This window comes from Candidatus Methylomirabilota bacterium (assembly GCA_036002485.1).
GTDB lineage: Bacteria > Methylomirabilota > Methylomirabilia > Rokubacteriales > CSP1-6 > AR37.
The window spans coordinates 1-7,245 of the sequence record DASYTI010000216.1; the positions used below are offsets into that span (position 1 = coordinate 1).

Here is a 7,245-nt window from a genome sequence, read left to right on the forward strand (position 1 = left end):
GACTCCGGGTACTCGCCCACGTAGCCGCCCAGGTGTTCGAGGAGCCCGAGGTAGATTTCCACGTGCCGGGATTCGTCCCAGACCTGGCGGGCCATGTCCAGGGTGAACTCCCACGGCGCATCGGGAAAGTCGTACACGGTCCGTCCCGCGCCCTCCATCGCCTGAAGCTCGCCGACGAGGATCCCGTGAACCCGCTCGCGGATCGATTCTCGGGTCGAGAGGCCGGGGAAGGCCGGCAGGCCCTGCTCGACGCGACGCGCGGCGATGTCACGTGCCCGCATGCGCACGAAACGCTCCTCCCGCGCAAGCTTGTCGTAAGCGATCGGCCGCTCCATCGTGGCGCCATTATACGTCGTCACACGCGCTCCTTGAATTCCCGACCGAGAAGCCCCTCCGGCCGCACGAGCAGGACGACGATGATGATCAGGAATGCCAGGGTGTTCTTGAACTGGATGCTCAGGTAGGCCCCGGTCAGGCTCTCGGCGACGCCGAGGATCAGCGCGCCCACCACGGCGCCCGGCAGACTGTTGAGGCCGCCGAGGACGGCGGCGGCGAACCCCTTGAGGAACGGGTCCAGCATGAAGAACGGGTCGAGCAGGAGCGCGGGCGCGAGAAAGATTCCCGCGACCACCCCGAGGGCGGAGGCCATGCCCCACGCGACGCCGAGCACCATCCGGGTCGGGATGCCGAGCGTCTGCGCCGCCATCAGATTTTCCGAGGTCGCGCGCATGGCGAGTCCCACGCGTGTCCGCTGGACGAGCAGATAGAGACAGAGGCTGCCCGCGACGCCAGCCGCGATGGTCGCCAGCGCGAGCTGGCTCACCACCACGCCGCCGACCCGGTAGGTCTTGGTGTCGGAGATCGGAAACGGAAGCGACACGGGCTCGGCGCCCCACACGTACACGACGACGCCCTGGATGATCAGCGCGAGACCGAGGGTCAGGATCACCATGCCGAGCAAGTTCGCACCCTGCCGCTGGGCCTTCACCAACACGCCGAAATAAAAGGCGACGCCCACGGCCGCCCCCACCAAAAGACTGACGACCACCGCCACCCCGAACGAGTAGCGATGGGTCAGGAGCGAGAACGCCACGAACGTCGCCAGCGTGGCGACGTCGCCGTGGGCGAAGTTGAGGACGCGCGTCGACCGGTAGATCAGCACCACGCCGAGCGCCACGAGCGCATAGAGGCTGCCCGCAGACACTCCGGTGAGCGCGTACTGCAGAAACCGGTCCATGGTTATCGGCTCATCGGAACGGCCAGAGCTGGAAATACAGACGGGTCTTCAGCCAGCGGCCGTACAGGCCAAGAGGTTCGAAGATCAGCACGAGCAGGATCGTCACGCCGTAGACCACGGGCACCATCTCGCGGAAATCGGCGAACACCTTCGGCACGAGCAGCACGAACGCCGCTCCCAGAATGGAGCCCTCGACCGAGGCTACCCCCCCGATGATCACGGCCACGAACAGCGTGATCGACTCCAGCACGTTGAAGATCTGCGGCTCGATGTGGCCGAGGACCTGCGCGTAGAGCGCCCCGTGGACACCCGTGTAGAACGATGAGAGCGCGAACGCGAGGAGCTTGTATCGCGTCAGGTTCACCCCGTTCACCTCGGCGGCGATGTCCGCGTCGCGGATAGCGATGAAGGCCCGTCCGATGTAGGAGGAAATGATGTTGTAGGTCGCCCACGTGAACAGCGCCAGGAGGATGACGTAGATGTAGTAGACGCTCTGCGCAGCGGACAGGCCGAGGAGCGGCTTGAGCTTGGGGATGGCGAGGCCGGAGCGTCCCCCCGACAGGACCTCCCAGTTCACGAACGCCTGGTACACGGCGACGCCGAAGCCCAGGGTGGCGATCGCTAGGTACGGCCCTTTGAGCCGTAACGAGGGGAATCCGACCAGGATCCCCGCCATGGCGGCAGCTACGCCCGCACCGGCCAGGGCCACCAGGAAAGGCAGCCCCCAGATGCGGAGATGCCCGAAGGTGAAGGCGCCGATGGCCAGGAAGCCCGCCTGCCCGAAGGAGATCTGGCCCGTATACCCGATGAGAAGGTTCTGTCCCATCACGCCGATCGAGTAGAGGGCGATCAAGGTGGCGATGAACACGGCGTACTGGGGTGCCACCCACGGAAAGACGGCCACCGCGGCGAGAAGCAGACCGAGGAGGGTGCGCGTGATCGACCTCCGCGCGAACCGCAAGTCCTCCCGGTACGACTCTACGAGGTCCACCCGCTCTCTCCGTCGTGCGGCCGTCCGCCTCTCGCCATCAGTCTCGGTACAGGCCCCTGATCAGGTCGGCATACCGCTCTTCCAGCGCCCGCCGCTTGACCTTCATCGTGGGCGTCACGTCGCCCTCCTCGGCATAGAACCGCCGGGGCAGCAGGGCGAATTTCTTGATCGTCTCCACCTGCGACAGCGTCTTGTTCACCTTCTCGACCTCGGCCTCGATGAGACGACCGATCTCGGGATTCTGGGTGAGGTCCTGGAAGGTCGTGAAGGGGATCCGGTGGTCCTGGGCGAACTTGGTGACGTTGTCCTCGTCGATCAGGACGAGCGCGGCCAGGTACTTGCGGCGCTCGCCGATCACCACCGCATCCTGGACATATGGGCTGAACTTGAGCTTGTTCTCGATGTACGCTGGCGTGATGTTCTTGCCCCCCGCCGTGATGATGATGTCTTTCTTGCGGTCCAGGATCTTGAGGTATCCGCCCTCCCACGCGCCGACGTCGCCCGTGTGCAGCCAGCCGTCCGGGTCGACCGTCGCCGCCGTGAGCTCGGGGTCCTTGAAGTAGCCCTTGAAGACGTGCGGGCCCCGCGTCAGGATCTCGCCGTCGTCGGCTAGCGCCACCTCGATGCCGGGAATCGGCTGGCCCACGGTCCCCACCCGGGGGGCTTCCACGCGGTTCACCGAGATGACGCCCGTCGACTCCGTCTGGCCATAGCCTTCGATCAGCGGAATGCCCAGCGCGTGGTAGTACTCGAATAGTTCGGGCGAGGCCGGCGCCGCGCCACAGACCGCGATCCGGGTACGCTCGAAGCCGAGCCGCCGCTTGAGCGGGCCCAGCACCGCCCAGGCGGCGAGCCGGTACGCGAGAGCGACGCCGAGCGGAATCCGGCCCCCGGCGAGCCGGGCCCGCGCGTAGCGCCGGCCGACCGCGACCGCGAGCCGATACAGCCGCCGCTTGAGCAAGGTGGAATCGGACATCCGTAGCTCCACCGTGGAAGCGAGCTTCTCCCAGATCCGGGGGACGCTGGCGAAGTAGGTCGGCGAGACCTCGCGGAGGTTCTGGAAGAGCGTGTCGAGGCTCTCCACGAAGTTCACGACGTAGCCGACGCGCAGCGCGCCGAAAACCGAGATCAGGTTCTCGTAGATGTGCGCGAAGGGCAGGTACGAGACCACCTCGTCGTCGGGACCCACGCGGTTGATGTCGAGGAACGCCGCCGTCACCCAGAGGATCGACCCGTGCGAGAGCATGGCGCCCTTGGGGGGCCCCGTGGTGCCCGAGGTGTAAATGATCATCGCGTTGTCTTCGGGGGCGATCGCCGCGCGGCGTTCGGCGACCGCGGCGGGGTGCGTCTCGGCGAACAGCTGGCCTTGCTTGAGGAAGTCCTCGAAGAACGTCACCCGCTCATCGGCAAAGCCCCAGAGCCCCTTGGCGTCCCACACCACGATCCGCTCGAGACGCGTCTGGGCCGCGATCGCCAGGATCTTGTCCAACTGCTCTTCGTTCTCCACGAAGATCAGTCGGGCCTCGCAGTGATTGAGCAGATACGTGATCTGGTCCGGCGCCGACGTCGGATAGACACCGACGGTGACGCCGGCCGCCGTCATGATGCCGAGGTGACAGTAGAGCCACTCGGGACGGTTCTCGGCAAGGGCGGCGACGTTCTCGTGGGGTCGGAGGCCGAAGGCCAGCAGCGCCGTGGCGACGCGTCCCACTTCTTCCGCATAGCGGTGCCAGGAGACACGGTGCCAGATGCCGTACTCCTTGAACCGGATGGCCAGCGCATCGCCACGAGCCGAGACCTGCGCCGCGAACAGCTCGGGGAGCGTCCGGGGTTCGATCGCCGTCATCACCACCGCCTCCTCTTCCGGTACAGGCGCCAGGCCTTGGCCGTGGGCTCCGCCCCGCCCACCCCCAGGTAGACCTCGCGCACGTTCTCGTTTTCGGTGAGCTCTCGAGACGTTCCCTCGAGGACGACCCGACCCGCCTCTAGGATGGCGCCGCGGCCTGCCACGCTCAGGGCCAGCCGGGCGTTCTGCTCCACCAGAAGGATCGTGGTGCCGGTCTGGCTGATCGCTCCGAGCGCCTCGTACACGGACTTCGCCACACGCGGCGCGAGCCCGAGCGAGGGCTCATCGAGCATCAGGAGGCGGGGCCGGCGGAGCATGGCGCGGCCGAGCGCGAGCATCTGCTGCTCCCCGCCGGAGAGCGTCTCGGCCTGCTGGCGGGCCCGCTGGAGGAGGATCGGAAACATCCCATGGACGAAATCGAGGTCCTTCCGAACGCCGTCGTCGTGGCGGCCCCACAGACCGAGGCGCAGATTCTCCTCGACGGTCAGCTCTTTGAAGAGACCACGGTCTTCCGGGACATAGACGATCCCGAGCCGCGCGACGGCCTCGGGCTGCCAGCCGTCGATACGCCGCCCGCCGAACAGGATCTCACCTTTCTTGGGCTGGTCCTTCAGGAGGCCCGCGATCGTGCGGAGCAGCGTCGTCTTGCCGGCGCCGTTGGGACCCAGCACGGTGAGGATCTCGCCCTCCTCGACCTCCAACGACACGCCGAAGAGGGCATAGATCCGGTCGAAGTACAGCGTTTCGATGCTCGAGACCTTCAAGAGGGCGGTCAGGGTTCAGTCTCCGAGATACGCCCTGATCACGTCGGGGTGGCGCTGGACCTCGGCCGGTGTCCCCTCGGCGATCTTCACGCCGTGATCGAGGGCCACCATGCGGCTCGCCAGGCGGGAGGCGATCCGGAGGTCGTGCTCGACGAGCAGGATCGTGATTCCGAACCGCCCGCGGATTTCGTGGATCCAGTACGCGAACTCTTCCTTTTCCTCCTGAGTCAGCCCCGAGACGGGCTCGTCGAGGAGCAGCAGTCGGGGCTCCGTCGCCAGCGCGCGGCCGAGCTCCACCCGCTTCTGGACGCCGTAGGGACAGTCGGCGACCCGACTCTTGCGGACCGATTCCAGGTTGAGGAAGTCGACGATCTCCTCGCAGCGGCGGCGGTGACGGATCTCTTCACCGCGGAGTCTGAGGACGGCGTGAAGGAAGTTCCGCCGGAAATGGAGATGGCGACCCACGAGCAGGTTGTCCAGCACCGACATGTTGTGGAACAGACGCAGGTTCTGGAAGGTGCGGGCGACGCCGCGGCCGGCGACTTCGTCGGGTGAGCAGCCGAGCAGGGACTCGCCCTGGAACGTGATGGATCCCGCGGTCGGATGATAGATCCCCGTGATGCAGTTGAAGAGCGAGGTCTTGCCCGAGCCGTTGGGCCCGATCACGGCGAGGGTCTCTCCCTGGGCCAGGGCCAGACCGACCCCGGCGAGCGCCGTGATGCCCCCGAAGTTGAGTGAGACGTCACGGACCTCGAGCAAGTCACCCATCGGCGCGCCAGCACGGGTGGGGGGCCGGGCCCCCCGGGATCAAAAGTGCGGCTGGAAGATCTGCGCCGGGACCACCTCGGTGTAGGCGTTGTCGGCCGCCTTCTCGGCGCGCAGCAGGCGCATGGCGTTGAGTCCGTGGCGTCGGTTCGGGCCGAACGTGATCGGCGGCGTCAGCCCCATCGCCGTGAATCCCTTGATCGACTCCATGGCCTCGACGTAGGACTCGCGCGTAAGGTTCCGGCCGGCCTTGTTGAGGCCTTCGAGCGCGATGATCATCGCGATCGCGCCCGCCAGCGCCGTGTTCTCCTTGCCCATCAGCTTGGGCTCGTACTTCGTCAGCACCTCCAGGATCTTCTTGGCGGGGGGATCCCCGGCGAGCGCCGCGCCGGAGAGCGCGCTGAAGTGGGCGCCCTCCCACAGCTCGCCGAGCAGCCGGTACATGATCAGGTAGTCGCCGAGCGGAAATGAGGCCACGAGCTTCGGCCGGTAGCCGACCTTCGCCATCTCTTTGACGATGTTGGCGCCGTGGGTAATAGTCGGATAGAGGATTACGACGTCGGCGCCCGAGTCCTTGAGCTTCAGCGCGTGCGTGCCCATCTCACGGTCGCTCAGCTCGTAGGACACCGTGGCGGCGAGCGCGGCCTTGGTGCCGAGACCTTTCAGGCCGCGATTCACCCCCTCGAGCCCGCCCTTGCCGTACTCATCGTTCTGGTAGAACACAGCCACCTTCTTGACCCCCAGCTTGTTGGCGGCGAAGGTGACGAGGAAGTCGCCTTCGTCGACGTAGTCCGTGTAGTTCACGAAGACGTAGCGAAGCTTCTCGCGCGGCTGTTTGGCCCAGATGGCCGGATTGCCGTAGGGATTGATCGTGGGGATCTTGAACTCCGCGATCTTGTCCTTCGACGCCTGCAGCACGGCCGATCCCAGGAGCCCGACGTTCATGAACACCTTGTCCTGCATCTCGGTGAGATTCGCCACCGCGCGCCCGGGATTGTAGCCGTCGTCCTTGAGCTCGACCTTGATCTTCCGGCCGTGGACCCCGCCCTGCTCGTTCACGGACCGCGCCCATGCCTCCATCGCCACCGCCGTGTTTCCCCAGGCGGCGGCCGGACCGGACAGCGGCGTCGTGAGCCCGACCACTATCTCGGTGTCGGTCACGCCCGGCGTTCGCGTCTGCGCGATCGCAGAAACCGCCAGGGTGAGAACCAGAGCCACAGCGATCGTCAGCCTCGTGATCATGTCATTCCTCCCTTGGACGTGAGCCGGAAGCCTCGGCCCGTCGCTGAGTGCCCGGATTATACGCGAACGGCGGGGGGGCCTGAGGAGAAGGGGATCCTGCGCCGATCACTCCGCCCGCGGTCTCCCCGGCAGGAGCGACGCGGGTCGCACGGCCCCCTCTCCGAAACGCGCGGTGAGGCGGTCGACGACCGGCCCCAGGCGTTCGCGGCGGAGGGCGGCCACATCGAGAAGCGAGAGTTGCCCTTGCCCCGCCGCGCGAAGACCCGACGCGGAAAGGCCGATGAGGCGGACGGGCTCGGCCACCGCCTCCCGGTCCAGCAGCGCTTCGACCCGTCGATAGATCGTGAGTCCGTCCTGCGTGGGATCGCTCGTGTGGCTCCGCGTCAAAGTCCGGAAGTCG

The 7,245-nt window shown here is 66.7% G+C and carries 8 protein-coding genes; all 8 read right to left on the reverse strand.

Annotation, left to right across the window (positions count from 1 at the left end; all coding sequences use genetic code 11):
- A partial coding sequence (locus VGT00_19200) for a hypothetical protein (protein HEV8533558.1) occupies positions 1–359 on the reverse strand: 359 nt, incomplete at its 3' end.
- Entirely contained in the window at positions 356–1,237 is an 882-nt protein-coding gene (locus VGT00_19205) for a branched-chain amino acid ABC transporter permease (protein ID HEV8533559.1), read from the reverse strand. The genes VGT00_19200 and VGT00_19205, both read right to left, overlap by 4 nt.
- A gap of 10 nt (positions 1,238–1,247) precedes the next feature.
- Complete coding sequence (locus tag VGT00_19210; protein ID HEV8533560.1) at positions 1,248–2,228, reverse strand: branched-chain amino acid ABC transporter permease; 981 nt, start codon at positions 2,226–2,228, stop codon at positions 1,248–1,250.
- 37 nt (positions 2,229–2,265) lie between these two features.
- Positions 2,266–4,074 carry an AMP-binding protein gene (locus VGT00_19215; protein ID HEV8533561.1) on the reverse strand — a complete coding sequence of 603 codons (1,809 nt, stop codon included), beginning with the start codon at positions 4,072–4,074 and terminating at the stop codon, positions 2,266–2,268.
- Positions 4,074–4,838 carry an ABC transporter ATP-binding protein gene (locus VGT00_19220; GenBank protein HEV8533562.1) on the reverse strand — a complete coding sequence of 255 codons (765 nt, stop codon included), beginning with the start codon at positions 4,836–4,838 and terminating at the stop codon, positions 4,074–4,076. The genes VGT00_19215 and VGT00_19220 overlap by 1 nt, the downstream gene beginning before the upstream one ends.
- 15 nt (positions 4,839–4,853) lie before the next feature.
- Positions 4,854–5,606, reverse strand: a complete 753-nt coding sequence (locus VGT00_19225; GenBank protein HEV8533563.1) for an ABC transporter ATP-binding protein — start codon at positions 5,604–5,606, stop codon at positions 4,854–4,856.
- Positions 5,607–5,645: 39 nt separating this feature from the next.
- Entirely contained in the window at positions 5,646–6,845 is a 1,200-nt protein-coding gene (locus VGT00_19230; GenBank protein HEV8533564.1) for an ABC transporter substrate-binding protein, read from the reverse strand.
- A 105-nt stretch (positions 6,846–6,950) separates the two neighbouring features.
- Positions 6,951–7,245, reverse strand: a 295-nt coding sequence (locus VGT00_19235; GenBank protein HEV8533565.1) for a DNA polymerase IV, incomplete at its 5' end; no start/stop codon positions are given.

Bases quoted from the DNA above. Each gene is read 5' to 3' on its own strand.
- VGT00_19205 (HEV8533559.1), bottom strand. From the start codon at position 1,237: ATGGACCGGTTTCTGCAGTACGCGCTCACCGGAGTGTCTGCGGGCAGC.
- VGT00_19215 (HEV8533561.1), bottom strand. From the start codon at position 4,074: ATGACGGCGATCGAACCCCGGACGCTCCCCGAGCTGTTCGCGGCGCAG.
- VGT00_19225 (HEV8533563.1), bottom strand. From the start codon at position 5,606: ATGGGTGACTTGCTCGAGGTCCGTGACGTCTCACTCAACTTCGGGGGC.
- VGT00_19230 (HEV8533564.1), bottom strand. From the start codon at position 6,845: ATGATCACGAGGCTGACGATCGCTGTGGCTCTGGTTCTCACCCTGGCG.